This is a genomic window from Streptomyces sp. NPDC006208 (genome assembly GCF_040613775.1).
GTDB lineage: Bacteria > Actinomycetota > Actinomycetes > Streptomycetales > Streptomycetaceae > Streptomyces.
The window spans coordinates 162,659-178,332 of the sequence record NZ_JBEXSW010000004.1 but is presented as its reverse complement, the minus strand read 5'-3'; the positions used below and the strand labels follow the sequence as shown (position 1 = coordinate 178,332).

At 71.5% G+C, this 15,674-nt stretch carries 15 protein-coding genes; 11 read left to right on the top strand and 4 right to left on the bottom strand.

The genetic code is table 11. The annotated features are described in order from the left end of the window. The first annotated feature begins 29 nt into the window (after positions 1-29). The gene (locus tag ABZ208_RS04640; RefSeq protein WP_328405787.1) at positions 30-404 is read left to right on the top strand and encodes an STAS domain-containing protein; all 375 of its coding nucleotides are present in this window, start codon (positions 30-32) and stop codon (positions 402-404) included. 111 nt (positions 405-515) lie between these two features. Continuing rightward, positions 516-1,034, top strand: coding sequence for an EF-hand domain-containing protein (locus tag ABZ208_RS04635; protein ID WP_356908109.1), 519 nt, complete (start codon positions 516-518; stop codon positions 1,032-1,034). A gap of 27 nt (positions 1,035-1,061) precedes the next feature. Here the strand turns inward: ABZ208_RS04635 and ABZ208_RS04630 are convergent, their stop codons facing one another. Continuing rightward, positions 1,062-2,558, bottom strand: a complete 1,497-nt coding sequence (locus ABZ208_RS04630) for an AMP-binding protein (RefSeq protein WP_356908108.1) — start codon at positions 2,556-2,558, stop codon at positions 1,062-1,064. A 151-nt stretch (positions 2,559-2,709) separates the two neighbouring features. Here ABZ208_RS04630 and ABZ208_RS04625 point away from each other — a divergent pair, with 151 nt between their 5' ends. The 4 genes from ABZ208_RS04625 to ABZ208_RS04610 all read left to right on the top strand — a co-directional run bounded on the left by ABZ208_RS04625 (position 2,710) and on the right by ABZ208_RS04610 (position 6,894). Next, the gene (locus tag ABZ208_RS04625; RefSeq protein WP_328399283.1) at positions 2,710-3,906 is read left to right on the top strand and encodes an amidohydrolase family protein; all 1,197 of its coding nucleotides are present in this window, start codon (positions 2,710-2,712) and stop codon (positions 3,904-3,906) included. Continuing rightward, positions 3,906-5,039 carry an acyl-CoA dehydrogenase family protein gene (locus ABZ208_RS04620; protein WP_356908107.1) on the top strand — a complete coding sequence of 378 codons (1,134 nt, stop codon included), beginning with the start codon at positions 3,906-3,908 and terminating at the stop codon, positions 5,037-5,039. Before ABZ208_RS04625 ends, ABZ208_RS04620 begins: the two co-directional genes overlap by 1 nt. Positions 5,040-5,048: 9 nt before the next feature. Further along, positions 5,049-6,032: an acyl-CoA dehydrogenase gene (locus ABZ208_RS04615; protein ID WP_356908106.1), complete on the top strand. Its 984-nt coding sequence runs from the start codon at positions 5,049-5,051 to the stop codon at positions 6,030-6,032. 400 nt (positions 6,033-6,432) lie between these two features. Beyond that, entirely contained in the window at positions 6,433-6,894 is a 462-nt protein-coding gene (locus ABZ208_RS04610) for an ATP-binding protein (RefSeq protein ID WP_356908105.1), read from the top strand. A gap of 20 nt (positions 6,895-6,914) precedes the next feature. On the opposite strand, the gene ABZ208_RS04605 is transcribed toward ABZ208_RS04610, so the two are convergent. Further along, on the bottom strand, positions 6,915-7,841 hold the full coding sequence (locus ABZ208_RS04605; RefSeq protein ID WP_356908104.1) for a cyclase family protein: 927 nt from the start codon (positions 7,839-7,841) through the stop codon (positions 6,915-6,917). A gap of 83 nt (positions 7,842-7,924) precedes the next feature. Between ABZ208_RS04605 and ABZ208_RS04600 the strand changes: the two genes are divergently transcribed. The 3 genes from ABZ208_RS04600 to ABZ208_RS04590 all read left to right on the top strand — a co-directional run bounded on the left by ABZ208_RS04600 (position 7,925) and on the right by ABZ208_RS04590 (position 11,470). Beyond that, positions 7,925-8,839: an SDR family NAD(P)-dependent oxidoreductase gene (locus ABZ208_RS04600; protein ID WP_356908103.1), complete on the top strand. Its 915-nt coding sequence runs from the start codon at positions 7,925-7,927 to the stop codon at positions 8,837-8,839. A 454-nt stretch (positions 8,840-9,293) separates the two neighbouring features. Continuing rightward, positions 9,294-10,424: an acyl-CoA dehydrogenase family protein gene (locus ABZ208_RS04595; protein WP_356908102.1), complete on the top strand. Its 1,131-nt coding sequence runs from the start codon at positions 9,294-9,296 to the stop codon at positions 10,422-10,424. Then, positions 10,421-11,470, top strand: a complete 1,050-nt coding sequence (locus ABZ208_RS04590; RefSeq protein ID WP_356908101.1) for an alcohol dehydrogenase catalytic domain-containing protein — start codon at positions 10,421-10,423, stop codon at positions 11,468-11,470. Before ABZ208_RS04595 ends, ABZ208_RS04590 begins: the two co-directional genes overlap by 4 nt. A 3-nt stretch (positions 11,471-11,473) precedes the next feature. On the opposite strand, the gene ABZ208_RS04585 is transcribed toward ABZ208_RS04590, so the two are convergent. Further along, entirely contained in the window at positions 11,474-12,535 is a 1,062-nt protein-coding gene (locus ABZ208_RS04585) for a helix-turn-helix domain-containing protein (protein WP_356908100.1), read from the bottom strand. A 59-nt stretch (positions 12,536-12,594) separates the two neighbouring features. Here ABZ208_RS04585 and ABZ208_RS04580 point away from each other — a divergent pair, with 59 nt between their 5' ends. Continuing rightward, entirely contained in the window at positions 12,595-13,920 is a 1,326-nt protein-coding gene (locus tag ABZ208_RS04580; protein WP_356908099.1) for an MFS transporter, read from the top strand. 45 nt (positions 13,921-13,965) lie between these two features. On the opposite strand, the gene ABZ208_RS04575 is transcribed toward ABZ208_RS04580, so the two are convergent. Next, entirely contained in the window at positions 13,966-14,556 is a 591-nt protein-coding gene (locus ABZ208_RS04575; protein ID WP_356908173.1) for a flavin reductase family protein, read from the bottom strand. A 177-nt stretch (positions 14,557-14,733) separates the two neighbouring features. On the opposite strand from ABZ208_RS04575, the gene ABZ208_RS04570 reads away from it, so the two are divergent. Beyond that, a complete protein-coding gene (locus ABZ208_RS04570) occupies positions 14,734-15,657 on the top strand; it encodes a hypothetical protein (protein WP_356908098.1) in 924 nt (307 codons plus the stop codon). Positions 15,658-15,674 lie beyond the last annotated feature (17 nt).

The following is a 15,674-nucleotide window of genomic DNA, read 5'->3' as shown; positions in this document are numbered from 1 at the left end:
CGGCCGGCCCAAGGAGAGGTCCGGACGTGGTGATGCTCAATGTGGCAGAGACCCGGCAGGACGGGTGGACCGTGCTCCACGTGTGCGGCGAGCTCGATCTCGTCTCGTCCCCCATGGTCCGCCAGCATGTCCATGATGTGGTCGCCGCCGGGCGGCACGATCTGGTGCTCGATCTGTCCGGGGTGTTCTTCTGCGACTCCAGCGGTGTCGGCGTACTGATCGCCACCCGCCGGCTGCTGCGCTCCTGCCGCGGCCGGCTGCGCCTGATACTGCCCGCACAGGGCGCGGAGGACGGCTCGCACGTCAACCGGGTGCTGGGCGCGCTGGGCGTACGCCGCCTCTTCGAGGTGTACGCGGACGCCGGTTCGGCCACCGACGAGGGGGCCCGGCCGCTGTCCGCCTGACGTTCGGCGGAGGTCCCGCACGCCCGTCACCTGCCCTTCGCCGGGATGTCGTCACCATGCAATTAGCCGGGTACGTGCACGCGTCAGCTCGCGGGGCCGTACTCTCCCCGCATGGACAGCGCAGAGTATGAGCGGAAGATCGCTTCCCGCTTCGCCGCTTTCGATCAGGACGGCAACGGCTACATCGACCGTGAGGATTTCAGCGGGGCCGCGGCAGCCCTGCTGGCGGAGTTCTCCGTCACCGCACGGTCCGACAAGGGCCAGGCTCTCTACAGCGGCGCCGAGGCGTTCTGGCAGGGCATGGCGGGCATCGCCGACGTGGACGGTGACCAGCGGGTCACCCGCCAGGAGTTCGTCACGGGCGCGGTGAAGCGGCTGCGCGACAATCCGCACCGGTTCGGCGAGATCGCCCGCCCGTTCCTGCATGCGGTGATCGCCATCGCCGACGAGGACGGCAACGGCGTGACACCACAGGCGGCGGCGCGGGTGCTGCGTGCCCTGGGCGTGGAGGCGCCGGCCGCGGACCAGGCCGCCGCGGCCCTGGACGCGGACGGTGACGGCCGGATCTCCGAGGAAGAGGTCCTGAGCGGCTTCGCCTCGTACTACGTCACTCCCGAGCAGCCGAAGTAGCCCCACGCGCACCACCGGCACGCGGCCTCACGTGTACCGCTCCCTGAGCTTGTACTTCAGCACCTTGCGCAGGGTGTCGTTCCGGGGGAGGGCATCCACCACCTCGAGCTGCTCCGGCAGTTTGTGGACGGACAGGCCCTCCCCCCGCAGATACGCGGTCACCGCGTCGAGCGTGAGGTCTTCGGCTCCCGCCGCCCGTTCGACGACCGCGCAGACCCGTTCGCCGCGTTCGGGATCGGGCAGCCCGATCACCGCGGCGTCGCCCACCGCCGGGTGCCGGTGCAGCAGTTCCTCGATCTCCTGCGCGGAGATGTTCTCGCCCTTGCGGATGATGACGTCCTTGAGGCGCCCGGTCAGGACCAGATGACCGCTCTCGGTGATCCGGCCGAGGTCGCCGGTGCGCAGAAAACCGTCGGAGTCGAAGGCGTCGGCCGACCGGCCACCGTCGAGGTAGCCCTGGCAGACGGCTTCGCCGCGCAGCCGCACCTCGCCGTCGACGATGCGTATCTCCATCCCGGCGGGCGGCCTGCCCTCGGTGGTGGCGAGGTTCTCGGGGGTGTCGTCGGGCGAGCCCATCGTGATCATCGGGACCTCGGTCATGCCGTAGCCGTGGGTGAGCAGACAGCCCATCTCGCGGACGACGGCGTGATAGAGCTCCGGAGGCTTGGGCGCGCCGCCGCCGGCCAGCAGCCGCAGCGTGGGGATCAGCCTCTCGCCGGGCTGTTTGCGCTGCTCGGCGAGGAACATGGAGTAGAAGGCGGTGGACCCGCCGGCGGTCGTCACCCCGTGTCTGCGGTACTCCGCCAGTGCGCCGGGCAGCGCGAACTGCTCGAACAGGACCGCCGGGAACCCGTACAGGAGCAGCATCACCAGATAGTCCGGACCGCCGATGTGGGCGAAGGGGAACGCGATCGAGCCGATGTCGTCCGGCGACAGGCGCAGCGCGTGCGCGAGGCACGATCCGCCCGCGATCAGTGAACGGTCGGTGTGCAGCACGCCCTTGGGGTCGGACGTGGTGCCCGAGGTCCAATAGATCCAGCGTACGTCCGTGCCCCGGGCGGGGGGCGCAGGGAGCGTCGAGGGATCGCCGTCGGGGAGCGAGGCGTACGCCTCGAAGACACCGCGCGCCCCGATCCGGTCCGCCATCGCGGTGTGGTCGAAGCCCCGCCATTCGCCGGGCACGGCGAAGAACTCGGCCTTCGACTCGCGCAGTGCGAAGCCGGCCTCGCGGTCCCGGTAGAACGGGATGACCGGCGACTGCACGGCGCCGAGCCGGGCGAGGGCCACGGAGAGCAGGACCGTCTCGATCCGGGTGGGCAGTTGCCAGGCGACGACCGTGCCGGGCCGTACCCCCATGGCGTACAGGCCGGCGGCGGCCCGTTCGGCGCCGTCCCGCAGGCCGCCGAAGGTGAGGGTGCGGTCGCCTTGGAGGAGGACGGGGCGGCCGGGGGTGAGGGCGGCGCGGCGGTCGACGAGCTCCCAGAGTGTGCGGGCCTCACCCAGTGCGTGTGCGGTCTCGTGCATGCCGGACCCCCTTGGCGAGAGATGGCTATAACTGACGGGCAGTCAGATCGTGCGGGGAGAGCGTAGGGCCCGCCGCCTTGTCGGTCCAGGGGTGCGGGGCTAGCCTGATTTCTGACGACCCGTCAGAAATAAGTCGGCAGCGGAGGCCTCGATGGAACAGGAACTGCCCCGGATCGTGAGCGTCGACGACCATGTGATCGAGCCGGCGCATCTCTTCGAGACCTGGCTTCCGGCGAAGTACCGCGACCGCGGGCCGAGGCCCCTCACCGCCGGGATCGGCGAGCTCGCGTACATCGGCGGGAAATACCGGATCACGATGGACCCGGACGGGCCGCCGGCGGACTGGTGGATCTACGAGGACCTGAAGTTCCCGTACAAGCGCAACATCGCCGCCGTCGGCTTCGACCGCGACGACATGACGCTCGAGGGCATCACCCGCGAGGAGATGCGGCGCGGCTGCTGGGACCCGGTGGAACGGCTCAGGGACATGGACCTCAACCATGTCGAGGCGTCCCTGTGCTTCCCCACCTTCCCGCGCTTCTGCGGCCAGACCTTCGCCGAGGCGAAGGACAAGGAGGTCGCGCTCGCCTGCGTGCGCGCCTACAACGACTGGATGGTCGAGGAGTGGTGCGGCGACAGCGGCGGACGGCTGATCCCGCTGTGCATCATCCCCCTGTGGGACATCGGCCTGGCGGTCGCCGAGATCCACCGCAACGCCGCGCGCGGCGTGCGCGCCGTGACGTTCTCCGAGATCCCCACCCATCTCGGACTGCCGTCCATCCACTGCGGCTACTGGGACCCGTTCTTCGCGGCCTGCCAGGAGACCGGCACGGTCGTCAACATGCACATCGGTTCGTCCTCCCAGATGCCGGCGGCGTCCCCGGACGCGCCCCCTGCCGTGCAGGCGTCCCTGTCCTTCAACAACGCGATGGCCTCGATGATGGACTTCCTCTTCAGCGGGGTGCTGGTCAGGTTCCCCCGGCTCAAGCTCGCGTACAGCGAGGGCCAGATGGGATGGATCCCGTACGCCCTGGAGCGCGCCGACGACGTGTGGGAGGAGCACCGGGCCTGGGGCGGCGTACGCGACCTGATCCCCGAGCCCCCGTCCACGTACTACTACCGGCAGATCTTCTGCTGCTTCTTCCGCGACAAGCACGGAGTCGCGTCGCTGGACGTGGTCGGCCGGGACAACGCCACCTTCGAGACCGACTACCCGCATGTCGACTCGACCTTCCCGCACACCAAGGAGGTCGCGCTCGACCATGTGAAGGATCTCGACGACGAGACCGTCTACAAGCTGATGCGCGGCAACGCGATCCGGATGCTGGACCTGGATCTGGACCGCTAGTGGACCTCACGTACACGGCCGAGGAGGAGGACTTCCGGGCGAGGCTGCGCGCGTGGCTGGCGGTGGCGCTGCCCACCCTGCCGCCGAAGCCGTCGCCGGACGACTGGCCGGGACGCCGGAAGTACGACACCGCCTGGCAGCGGGCGCTGTTCGACGCCGGGTACGCGGACGTCCACTGGGACGCCTCCCCGACCCTGCGGCTGATCTTCCTGGAGGAGACGGAGACGGCCGGAGCGCCGTATGTGGGCGCCAACTTCGTCGGGCTGCTGCACGCCGGGCCGACGATCGACGCGGAGGGCACGGCGGAGCAGCGGGAGCGCTGGCTGCGGCCGATCCTCACGGGCGAGGCGGTCTGGTGCCAGGGCTTCAGCGAACCGGACGCCGGCTCCGACCTCGCCGCACTGCGCACCCGCGCCGTGCGGGACGGCGACGCGTACGTGGTGACGGGGTCGAAGATCTGGACCTCGCACGCGGAGGTGGCCGACTGGTGCGAACTGCTGGTGCGCACGGACCCGGACGCGCCGAAGCACCGCGGTATCTCCTGGCTGGCCATGCCGATGGACGCCGCCGGCATCACCGTACGGCCGCTGCGCACGCTGGCCGGGTCCACGGAGTTCGCCGAGGTCTTCCTGGACGAGGTCCGCGTCCCGGTCGCGAACCGTGTCGGCGCGGAGAACGACGGCTGGCGCGTCACCATGGTCACCCTCTCCTTCGAGCGCGGCACGGCCTTCGTCGGCGAGGTCGTCGCCTGCCGCCGCACGCTGGGCGAACTGGCCCGCACGGCTCGCGCGAACGGCCGCTGGGACGATGCGGTGCTGCGCCGCAGGCTGGGCCGTCTGCATGCCGAGTTCGCGGCGCTGTGGCGGCTCATCCAGTGGAACGTCAGCGAGGCCCAGGCGACGGGCGGCGTCCCCGGGACGGGCGGCTCGGTGTTCAAGCTCCGCTACTCGCACGCGCGCCAGGAGCTGTACGACACGGCCGCCGAGGTCCTCGGGCCCGACGCGCTGGACCTGTCGCGGGACTGGACGCTGGACCGGCTGTCCTCGCTGTCGTACACGATCGCGGCCGGCACGTCCCAGATCCAGCGGAACATCGTCGCCGAGCGGATCCTCGGCCTTCCGAAGGACCGGTGAGCGCGCGCCATGCACTTCCAACCGACCGAGGACCAACGGGCATTGCGGCGTGCCGTGCGCGAACTGCTCGCGGCCCGCTGGGACCGCACCGCGCTCCGGGCGGCGCTGGACCCCCCGGCCTCCCTTCCTCCCGAGGAGCAGGACCCGGCCCGCCGGGCCGCGCCGGCATCCCGCGGCGGGGACAGGGGGACGGGGGCCGGCTCCCGGGAGCAGGGTGGGTCGACGTCGTCACCCCCGCTCGACCGGGAGCTGTGGCGCGTGCTCGGGGAGGCCGGCGTGTTCTCGTTGCGGCTGCCGGAGGCCGACGGTGGGGTCGGGCTCGGGCTCGCCGACGCCGCCGTCGTCTTCGAGGAACTCGGGCGGGCGCTGGTGCCCGGCCCGGTCGTGGCCACCCATCTCGCCGCGGGACTCGTACCCGGCGCCGCCACCGGGGAGACCGTGGTGACCGCGGCCGCGGGTGCGCTCGTGCCCTGGCTGGACGCCGCCGACGTCGTGCGCGGCGAGGTCGTGGACGCCGTGGCCGTACGGTCCGTGGACCCGCTCACACCCCTGCACCGGGTGCGGCCCGCGCCCCCGGATCCGGTCGGGACGCTGCTGACCGCCGCGGAGCAGGTGGGCTCCGCCGCGCGGACCACCGAGATGGCCGTGCGGTACGCGGGGGAACGCACCCAGTTCGGCCGGCCCATCGGCGGCTTCCAGGCCGTCAAGCATCTGTGCGCGGGGATGCTGGTACGCGCCGAACTCGCCCGCACCGCCGTCTACGCCGCCGCCGTCACCGCCGACCCCGTCGAGACGGCCGGCGCCAAACTGCTCGCCGACGAGGCGGCGGCCGGCAATGCCCGCGACTGCCTCCAGATCTTCGGCGGCATGGGCTTCACCTGGGAGGCCGACGTCCATCTCCACCTCAAACGGGCCTGGCTGCGGGCCGAGATGTGGCTGACCGCGGACCGTGCGGAGGAGATCCAGGCCGAGGCCTTGGCCTTGGCACTCTGATCCGTCACCGTGCGTTGATATCGGGTTGTGTCCTTCGTCCGACTTGTCACGGCCCGGAGTTGCGACCTGCCTCGGGTACGCTCCGTGGGATGGGAGTCGCTGTGAGTACGGGAAGCCTCGCGGGGCCTCACCGTGCTGCCGACGCGGTCGCTCCGGGCCGGGGGACGTATGCCTTCCGGCCTGTGCGGACCGGCTTTGCGTACCCGTTTGGCGTCTTTGTTCGATGCTCCGCGATGTGCGTCGCACAGTATGCACCATGGGTACTCCGTCCCGCTGGAATATGCCCGAAGCGCTTGTTGCGGTGACTGTACGTCAACCATGCTGTCTCGTAAGGGAATCACATTCCGTGATGGTGTTGAGGCGCGAGGCGATGTGTCCGCCGGTTCGGATGGTGTGAGCGGTGCAGGTGCTTCAGGTGCAATTGGAAGTCGGGCCTGATCCCGCGGAGGTGGGGCGCGCTCGCAGATGGGCACGTTCGCGGCTCGTCGGTTCCGGGGTCCCGGACGACGAGCCACTGGCCGAGACGTTGATCCTGCTGATCTCGGAGCTGGTCACCAACGCCGTGGTGCACACCGGTTGTCCGGCCGTGCTGCGGATGCTCTTCGGATCGGGGGCGTCGGAGGCCGGCACCGTGCGGGTGGAGGTCGTCGACATCAGCGCCAGCCCGCCGCAGCGCCGTCGCGCGGACGGTGACGACACCAACGGGCGGGGCCTGGCTCTGGTCGACGGGCTCGCGGACCGCTGGGGCTGGCAGCGCGAGGGCGTCGGGAAGTCCATCTGGTGCGAGGTGGACAGGTGTGCCCCGACGGTCGTCCCGCCGGTGTACGAGCCGGGGGCGTACGCGATCACACGCGGCGCCTGACGTATCCGGTCCAGGCCGGCTCACAGGACCGCCACCGGGGCGACCGGCGTACCGGTGCCGCCGACGAACGGCTCGGGCATCGCCGACAGCAGGAACGCGTACCGCTGCTCTTGTGCACAGGCTGTGGACAGCGTCTCCAGATTCCAGTTCTGCCCCTGGAGCATGCCCATCTCGACGAGATCGAGTGCATGCACGGGCAGCCACAGGTTCTCGATCTCCGGCGGAAAGATCTCGAAGGTGAGGGTGTCGTTCGCGACGGCGGCGACATCGCGGGCGTGGAACCACTCCGGGGTGCGGACGGACAGTCCGGGGGACGGGTAGCCGTAGCCGTGCTTGTCGCCGCCCAGGCAGAGCTGCATCTGCCCCGTCCGTACGAGCACGATGTCACCGGCGCGGACCGTCACACCGCCGAACTCCGCGGCCTCGTCGAGGTCCTCGGGCGTGACGGCATGGTCTCCCGGCAGCCGCTCCAGGCCCTTCGCGCGGGCCACGTCGAGAAGCACCCCGCGTGAGATCACCGGTGTGGCCTTGTCGATGCCGCTGAAGCGGGACCGGGTGTGCGCGGTGATCGTGCCGGCGGGGCGGCCGTTGTAGATACGCCCCGAGTGCGAGACATGGGTGAGAGCGTCCCAGTGGGTGGCGGCCTGCAGGCCCATGGTGACGGCGTCGTCGCTGGTGGCGACGGTGCCAGGACCGAAGAGCTCCTGGTTGATCTGGACCATGGTGTGCAGGGGGTTCACCCGGCCCGGGATCATGCCGGTCTGGAGGCCGTCCTGGTGCAGGGGCAGCGCGAGGGGGATGCGCAGACCGCGGCGCACCTGGGCGGCGGCGTCCCTGACCACGGTGCCGGTGATCAGGTTGAGTGTGCCGATCTCGTCGTCCTCGCCCCAGCGCCCCCAGTTGTTCACGCGCTTGGCGATGTCGTGGAACTCGGCCGGCAGGGACATCGGGCCTCCTGGGGCTTGTGCGCGGGTATCTGACTGACCGTAGAATCTAACGGTCCGTCAGAAACTGCGGGAAGGGGCCGGGCGTGGGGAACTTCTTGTCGGGCAAGGTCATCGCCGTGACGGGTGCCGGGCGCGGCATCGGCCGGGCGGTGGCGCTGGCCGCGGCTGCCGAAGGAGCGAAGGTCGTCGTCAACGACTACGGCGTCTCGATCGAGGGCGGCGAGCCGACGAGCGAGATCGCGGCGGCGGTCGTCAAGGAGATCGAGGCGGCCGGAGGTTCGGCGGTCGCGGTCGCGGACGACATCGCCACGATGGCCGGCGGGCAGCGGGTGGTCGATGTCGCACTCGCGGAGTACGGGCGCATCGACGGGGTCGTGTGCGTGGCGGGCATTCTGCGCGAGCGGATGCTCTTCAACATGTCGGAGCAGGAGTGGGACCCGGTCGTCGCCACCCATCTGAAGGGCACGTTCACGGTGTTCCGGGCGGCGTCGGCGGTGATGCGCAAGCAGGGGTCCGGGACACTGATCGGCTTCACCAGCGGCAACCACCAGGGATCGGTGGCCCAGGCCAACTACGCGGCGGCGAAGGGCGGAATCATCTCGCTCGTGCGGAGCGCGGCGCTGGGCCTGCACAAGTACGGCGTCACGGCGAACGCGGTCGCGCCGGTCGCGCGGACCCGGATGTCGGCGAACGTCCCCATGGAACTCAAGGAGATCGGCGAGCCGGAGGACGTGGCCGCGCTGGTGGTCTACCTGCTCTCCGACCGGGCCCGCGAGGAGCGGATCACGGGCCAGGTCTACACGATTGCGGGCCCCAAGATCGCGGTGTGGGCGCAGCCGCGGGAACTGCGCGCCGGGTACGCTGAGGGCGGTGCGTGGACGCCGGAGCGGATCGCGGACTTCCTGCCGGGCACGGTGGGGACGGACCCGATGCCGATGCTGGCGCGGCTGTCGGAGATGTCCGCGGCGGCGGCGCGCGGTGACCGGCCGAACGGGTGACGCGGGGCAGGGGTCGCACCGAGGGTTGTTCTTCCGGTGCGGGTCGCTCCCGGGCACCGGTCCTGCCCGGTGGGTGGTGCGCCCACTGTGCGCGGGCGTGGCAGCACCGCCCACCCGCCCGATCGCTGCAGGTGACAACCGCGGCGCCGGTCTGCGACCCGGCACGGGTGCCACATCAGGGCGCCGGGGTGGGACGAAGAAGTTCCCCGGACGGTGCGTTGCCCGAGTGGCGGCGCGCGGCGCCCGCCCCGGCGGACGTGCGGGCAAGCGTGCACGCGGGGGTCTTGGCGCGCAGCGCCGTGGCGAGCTCGCTGACCGGTCGTGCCGCCGGGGGCGCGGAGCGTCCGCTCGGCAGGGTGCGCACCTTCTGCAGGAGGCGTCGGGGGCACCCCGTACCTCCGACATCAAGGGCGGTGGGTGGGAGAAGAAACCACCCCCGGACAGGAGGCGAAGGGTGGACTTCGGGCTCGAGGACGCCGACCTCGCATTTCGGCGGGATGCACGCGAGTGGCTCGCGGCGCACCCGGTCGGCGGGCGCTCCGCCCGCGACTGGGAGCGTGAGCTCGGGCGCGGGGGATGGATCGGACTCGGGTGGGGCGACGGGACGTACGGGAACCGGACCGGGACGCTCACCCAGCAGGTCGTATGGGGCGAGGAGTACGCGCGCGCCGGCGGCCCCGCCCGGATCGGGCACATCGGCGAGAACCTCCTCGCCCCCACCCTGATCGCCTACGGCAGCGCGGCACAGAAGGGCCGGTATCTGCCCGCCGTCGCCCGTGGGGAGGAGATCTGGTGCCAGGGTTACAGCGAACCAGGCGCCGGCTCCGACCTCGCCGGGGTCAGGACCGCCGCCGTCCGTGACGGGGACACCTACCGCGTCACCGGGCAGAAGATCTGGACCTCGCACGCCCGGGACGCCGACCACTGCTTCGTACTGGCCCGCACCGACCCGGCCGCCAGACGCCATCACGGGCTGTCGTTCCTGCTCGTGCCCATGCGCCAGCCCGGGCGGATCGAGGTCCGGCCGATCCGGCAGATGTCCGGGACCGCGGAGTTCAACGAGGTGTTCTTCGACGGCGCCGAGGCCACGGACGTCGTGGGCGGTGAAGGCAACGGGTGGCGTGTCGCGATGGGGCTGCTCGCCCTGGAGCGCGGCGTATCCACCCTGGTGCAGCAGATCGGGTTCGAGGAGGAGCTCGCACGGGTGGTGGATCTGGCCGCCGGCAGCGACGCGATCGCCGACCCCGTCATCAGGCAGCGTCTCGTCGACCTGTGGGCCGACCTGCGCACCATGCGCTGGAACGCCCTGCGCACACTGGGTGCCGGGGACGACCCGGGTGCCCCCAGCGTCGCCAAGCTGCTGTGGGGCCGCTGGCATCAGCGGCTCGGTGAGCTGGCGATGCAGGTGCGGGGCGCGGGGGCCACCACCGGACCGGGCGCCTGGGCGCCGGGGTCGTACGAACTCGACGATCTCCAGCATCTGTTCCTCTTCTCCCGGGCCGACACCATCTACGGCGGCTCGGACGAGATCCAGCGCACGATCATCGCCGAGCGGGTGCTCGGCCTACCGAGGGAGCCCAGATGAAGGGCGTGGTGTTCGACGGGAAGCAGGCCCAGGTCGTCGACGATCTGGAGATACGCGCCCCCGGTCCCGGCGAGGTCCTGGTCGCCGTGGCCGCCGCGGGTCTGTGCCACAGCGATCTGTCGGTGATCGACGGCACGATCCCGTTCCCCGTGCCGGTGGTACTCGGTCACGAGGGCGCGGGTGTCGTCGAGGCGGTCGGCCCCGGAGTGGGCCATGTCGTGCCCGGCGACCATGTCGCCCTGTCCACGCTCGCCAACTGCGGCGCCTGCGCGGACTGCGACCGCGGCCGGCCCACGATGTGCCGCAAGGCGATCGGCCGGCCGGGCCGCCCGTTCTCCCGCGGCGGCCGGCCGCTGTTCCAGTTCGCAGCCAACTCCGCCTTCGCCGAGCTGACGATCGTCAAGGCGGTCCAGGCGGTGAGGATTCCCGTGGACATCCCGCTCACCTCCGCCGCGCTGATCGGCTGCGGTGTGCTCACGGGAGTCGGAGCCGTACTGAACCGCGCCAGGGTCGACCGCGGGGAGAGCGTCGTCGTCATCGGGACCGGCGGCGTCGGGCTCAACGTCCTGCAGGGCGCCCGGATCGCCGGCGCGTCCGTGATCGTCGCCGTCGACGCGAATCCGGCGAAGGAGGCCGTGGCCCGTCAGTTCGGCGCCACCGCGTTCTTGACCTCCACGGAGGGCGTACGCGAGATCCTGCCGACCGGCGCCGACCATGTCTTCGAGTGCGTCGGCAACACCGCCCTCGTCCGGCAGGCGATAGAGCTTCTGGACCGCGGCGGCCAGGCGATCCTGCTCGGCATGCCCGCGCCGACGGCCGAGGCGACGTTCCTGCCCGCGGCGCTGTTCCTGGACAAGGCGGTCCTGGGCTGCCGCTACGGCTCCTCCCGCCCGCAGCGCGACATCGCGCTGTACGCCGAGCTGTACCGGCAGGGGCGACTGCTGCTCGACGAACTGGTCACCGAGACCTATCCGATCGAGGACTTCGCGAAGGCTGCGGACGACGCGCACCACGGGCGGGTGGCCCGCGGCGTGCTGACGATGTGACGGTCAGGCGCCGCGCACGGTGTTCCCGTTCCTGCCGCTGCCGTTCCCGCCGTCCGCGGTGGCGCGGAAGGTACGGCGGTAGACGGTGGGCGGGACGCCGAGCGCCGCCTGCAGATGCTGGCGCATCGACTGCGCGGTGCCGAACCCCGCGTCCCGTGCCACCTGGTCGACCGACAGGTCCGTCGACTCCAGCAGATGCCGCGCCCGTTCGACACGCTGCTGGGTGAGCCACTGCCCCGGGCTGATGCCGACCTCCTCGCGGAAGCGCCGGGTGAAGGTCCGTACGCTCATGGACTCCTGGTCGGCCATGTCCCGCAGCTGGATCGGGCCATGGAGGCGGCGCAGCGCCCAGGCCCGCGCGGTGGTGGTGGTCGCGACCTGCGGTTCGGGAAGGGGCCGGTGGATGTACTGGGCCTGTCCGCCGTCGCGGTGCGGCGGTACGACGGAGCGCCGGGCGACGTCGTTGGCGACCGCGGCGCCGTGATCGCGGCGCACCATGTGCACGCACAGGTCGATACCGGCCGCCACCCCTGCCGACGTCAGCACGTCGCCGTCGTCGATGTAGAGCACGTCGGGGTCGACCTTGACGGTGGGGAAGAGCCGCTGGAAGCGGTCCGCCCAGTGCCAGTGGGTGGTGGCGGGCCTGCCGTCCAGATAGCCGGCCGCCGCCAGCATGAAGCTGCCGGTGCAGATGGAGGCCATGCGCGTGCCCGGGCGGACGTGGCGGAAGAGCTCGGCCAGATCGTCGGGCAGCCGCCCCTCGCGATAGAGGACATCCGGTTCGTAGGCGGCCGGGACGATGACCGTGTCCGCGTCCTCGAGGGCCTCCGGGCCGTGTTCGACGTACAGCGAGAAGTCCGCCTCGGCGCGGACGAGACCGGGGGCGGTGGCGCAGGTGACGACCTCGTAGAGCGGCTCGCCGTCGGCGGAGAATGCGCGGCCGAAGATGCGGTGCGGGATGCCGAGCTCGAACGGGATGACCTGCGGCATGGCGATGACGACGACGCGGTGGCGCTTCGGCGCGCCGCGCTGCTCGTCGTGCTTCGGGTTCTGCGGGACGGTCATGGCCCGATCGTATCGAATGCTGTCCCTCGGGCCACTCGTTGCACAGTGAACGGCCCCGGATGCTGGGTGACGTGACCCAGACAACCGATCTCTCCGCCCGGTCCGGCAGTCCCGAGCCGCTGCGCCGCACTCCCCGTGTCCACCGCGCATGGTTCGTCGCGGCCGTCACCTTTGTGACGATCACCGGCGCCGCCGCCTTCGCCTCCCTGCCGGGTCTGCTGATCGAGCCGCTGCACGACCGGTTCGACTGGTCGCGGGGCACGATCGGCTTCGCCGTCTCGGTGAACCTCGCGCTGTACGGGCTGACCGCGCCGTTCGCCGCGGCGTTGATGGACCGGTTCGGCATCCGCCGGGTCGTCGCGGTCGCGCTGACCGTGATCGCCGTCGGCTCCGGGCTGACCGTCTTCATGACGGCCTCGTGGCAACTGGTCCTGTACTGGGGCATCCTCGTCGGCCTCGGCAGCGGGTCCATGGCGCTCGCGTTCGCCGCGACCGTCACCAACCGGTGGTTCGTCCGGCGCCGTGGCCTGGTCACCGGCATCCTCACGGCGGCCGGCGCCTCCGGTCAGCTGGTGTTCCTGCCGCTGCTGTCCTGGCTGGTGGAGAACCACGGCTGGCGGCCCGCCGCGGTCACCGTGGCGCTCTCCGCGCTGGCCGTCGTCCCCTTCGTCTGGCTGCTGCTGCGCGACCACCCGGCGGACGTGGGCATCGCGGCATACGGTGCCGAGGGCTTCACGCCCAAGCCCGATCCGGTGCCGGGCGCGGCCCGGCGCGCGGTCACGGTGCTGTTCCGGGCGGCCCGCACCGGCCCGTTCTGGTTGCTCGCCGGCTCCTTCGCGATCTGCGGCGCATCGACGAACGGCCTGGTCAAGACATATTTCATCCCGGCGGCCCATGACCACCGCATGCCGATCACGGCGGCCGCCTCGCTGCTCGCCGTCATCGGGGTCTTCGATGTCGTCGGCACGATCGCATCGGGCTGGTTCACCGACCGCTTCGAGGCGCGGCGGCTGCTGGCCGTCTACTACGCCCTGCGCGGCATCTCGCTCCTTTTCCTGCCCGTGCTGCTGGCTCCCTCCGTCCATCCGCCGATGCTCTTCTTCATCGTCTTCTACGGCCTGGACTGGGTGGCCACGGTCCCGCCGACGATCGCCCTGTGCCGCGAGCACTACGGCGACGACAGCGCGATCGTCTTCGGCTGGGTGCTCGCCTCCCACCAGGTGGGCGCGGCCGTCGTCGCCTTCGTGGGCGGCATGGCGCGCGATGTCTTCGGCTCGTACGACGTGGTCTGGTACGCCTCGGGGGCCCTGTGCGCGGCGGCGGCGCTGATGGCCCTGGTGATCAGGCGGAAGCCGCTGCCCAGGCTGGAGGGCGCCGGCGTGTGAGCGCCCCCGGACGGCCTGCGACGTGAGCGCCTCCTGGCGGCCGGCCTACGACGTGAACCGTCCGAACCGGCCGCGGTGGAAGAGCAGGGGTGCGCCGTCCTGGTCCGCGTCCAGAATCTCCACCCGGCCCACCACGATGAGGTGGTCGCCGCCGGTGTGGACCGTCTGGATCGTGCAGTCGATCCAGGCCGGTACGCCTGCCAGCAGGGGTGATCCGGTCGCGGCGGAACGGGCCCAGGTGACCCCGGCGAACTTGTCCGCGCCGCTGACCGCGAAGGCGCGGCACAGCTCGCCCTGGTGGTCGCCCAGCACGTTGACGCAGAACGCCCCGGCGCGGGCGATGCGCGGCCAGCTGGCCGAGGTGCGGGCGACCATGAAGGCGACCAGGGGCGGGTCGAGGGACAGGGACGTGAAGGACTGGCATGCGAAACCGGCGGGCCCGTCGTCGTCGTACGCGGTGACCACCGTGACGCCGGTCGCGAAGTGGCCGAGCACGCGACGGAACTCGCCGGCGTCGACCGGCGGCCGCTCGTCGTCGCCGACGGCCCGCAGTACGGGGCGCGGCATCGTTTCGTACGGCTCGGCGGCTGTGGGGGCCCCGGCCGACCGGAGGTAGCGGACGGCGGCGGCGGCCATCCCTGCGTGTCCCATCACGCCTCCATTGAAGCTGACGGATCGTCAGATGGGAACCCCGGTGGGGTCGCGGGAGCGGAGTGCGGTACGTTCACCTCGGTTTGAACATGTTCAAACCGAGGTGATTCCGGAGTGCGGCACAGGCCCGGCCGGGTCGTCAGGACGATGGGGGCGGAAAGAATGCAGGTACAGCGGCGGGGGCCCGGCCCGCAGGCCGATGCGCAGGACACGACCGTCCAGGCCGCAGCGGCCGCCTTCGCCTGGCAGGCGGCGGCCACGGCGCTCGCCATGATGATCCTCTCGCTCGGCGACGACAGCTATGGAGTGGGGTACGGGGGCGGTCTGGCCGCGTTCGGCCTCCTGTGCATGTGCGGGATCGGGCCGCTCGTACTGGCCCTGGCCGGGTGGGCCCACGCCGGGGCGTACACGCTGCCCGTGACTCTCGCCGCGGGTGCGGCCACACGGCGCTGGGCGGGCCCCGAGTGGGTCTGGACGGCCGGGAGTCTCGCGGCGCTCGCATCCGTGTACGCGGCCGGGGCTGCCCTCCTTTTCGATGTCTCCTACGCACCGGCCTGGCTGTGGATCGCGGCGAGCGGGGTGCTCCCGGCACTGAGCGCCGCCTACTGGCGCCGTAGGAGCGCATCGTCGGCGAAGCCGAAGATCTGGCGGCGCACCTCCGTCGCCGGCGCGGGTCTGGTCGGGGCCACACTCGTCCTGGGTGTCACCGCGCTGCTCACCGGCGTCATCACGGAGTACGAGCCGCCGAATCTGACGGAGCGGCAGCTCACGGGTGTCTGGCAGGGCCGGGACGACGGCGCGGTCGTCCGCCTCCACCCGGACGGCCGGGCCGTGGTGGACTCGGTGCCGTACGAAGGCGAGGACTACCACTTCACCGACGACGCGCTGTCGCGCTGCACAGGAACCGGCACGTGGCATCGCGTGGACGGTCCGTCCGCCGGCGAGCGGGCGGTGGTCCGCATCGACGTCGGCAGCTGCGCGCGGCTGACGGACTGGACCATCGGCGGCACGGAAGACGATCCCGAACTCTTCGCCCTGTTCGGCGACCCGGACTCAGGAGACCTGCACATCCTCGACAAGGAGTAGGCCGTTCGGCCGTCCGG

Excerpts from the sequence above, each read along its gene's own strand:
- ABZ208_RS04575 (WP_356908173.1), bottom strand. The coding sequence starts at position 14,556 with ATGGCCGCCGCCGCCGTCCGCTACCTCCGGTCGGCCGGGGCCCCCACA.
- ABZ208_RS04580 (WP_356908099.1), top strand. The coding sequence starts at position 12,595 with ATGCTGGGTGACGTGACCCAGACAACCGATCTCTCCGCCCGGTCCGGC.
- ABZ208_RS04615 (WP_356908106.1), top strand. The coding sequence starts at position 5,049 with ATGCACTTCCAACCGACCGAGGACCAACGGGCATTGCGGCGTGCCGTG.
- ABZ208_RS04635 (WP_356908109.1), top strand. The coding sequence starts at position 516 with ATGGACAGCGCAGAGTATGAGCGGAAGATCGCTTCCCGCTTCGCCGCT.
- ABZ208_RS04625 (WP_328399283.1), top strand. The coding sequence starts at position 2,710 with ATGGAACAGGAACTGCCCCGGATCGTGAGCGTCGACGACCATGTGATC.
- ABZ208_RS04570 (WP_356908098.1), top strand. The coding sequence starts at position 14,734 with ATGCAGGTACAGCGGCGGGGGCCCGGCCCGCAGGCCGATGCGCAGGAC.
- ABZ208_RS04605 (WP_356908104.1), bottom strand. The coding sequence starts at position 7,841 with ATGTCCCTGCCGGCCGAGTTCCACGACATCGCCAAGCGCGTGAACAAC.
- ABZ208_RS04590 (WP_356908101.1), top strand. The coding sequence starts at position 10,421 with ATGAAGGGCGTGGTGTTCGACGGGAAGCAGGCCCAGGTCGTCGACGAT.
- ABZ208_RS04585 (WP_356908100.1), bottom strand. The coding sequence starts at position 12,535 with ATGACCGTCCCGCAGAACCCGAAGCACGACGAGCAGCGCGGCGCGCCG.
- ABZ208_RS04630 (WP_356908108.1), bottom strand. The coding sequence starts at position 2,558 with ATGCACGAGACCGCACACGCACTGGGTGAGGCCCGCACACTCTGGGAG.